Annotated in this window: 1 protein-coding gene; it reads right to left on the bottom strand. The window is 41.4% G+C overall.

All coding sequences use genetic code 11. The features are described from left to right. Positions 1–277: 277 nt before the first annotated feature. Positions 278–413 (bottom strand): His/Gly/Thr/Pro-type tRNA ligase C-terminal domain-containing protein (locus GVJ63_RS22050; protein WP_159227374.1); only part of this gene is annotated, 136 nt, incomplete at its 5' end.

Genomic DNA, 413 nt, shown 5'->3' with positions numbered 1-413 from the left:
ACACCAAACACGGCGGCAACAGTATGAGCAATAAGGACAAGTTTTCCACGTAAGTTAGAGAGCTGGAAGAGCTGCCAGTTGGCCGAACCAGCCGCAAAGAAATTGAGAAGAAAACCAAAAACTAGAAAACAGATCAGGAATGGCCAAAGAAAATGACGACTACCAAAGAGGCTCGGAAGATTTTTGATTGCGTCATGGAGATGCGAGAAAAACCGTCGAAAACGTCGCTGAATTGGCTGCTTTTTAATAATTACCTCCTAATTTTAGTTTAATTTGATTACAACTCATTGATTTTGACACGAGTTTGAGCCAGCGTATCACGGTCTCTAACTGTAACAGTATCATCTTCAAGAGTATCAAAATCGATGACCACACATTTTGGAGTACCGATTTCATCCTGCTTACGATAACGC

Origin of the sequence: Pantoea sp. 18059 (assembly GCF_902706165.1) — a bacterium.
Taxonomy (GTDB): Bacteria; Pseudomonadota; Gammaproteobacteria; order Enterobacterales; family Enterobacteriaceae; genus Pantoea; species Pantoea agglomerans.
The sequence above is the reverse complement of the archived record's forward strand: the minus strand, read 5'-3'. Positions and strand labels throughout refer to the sequence as shown.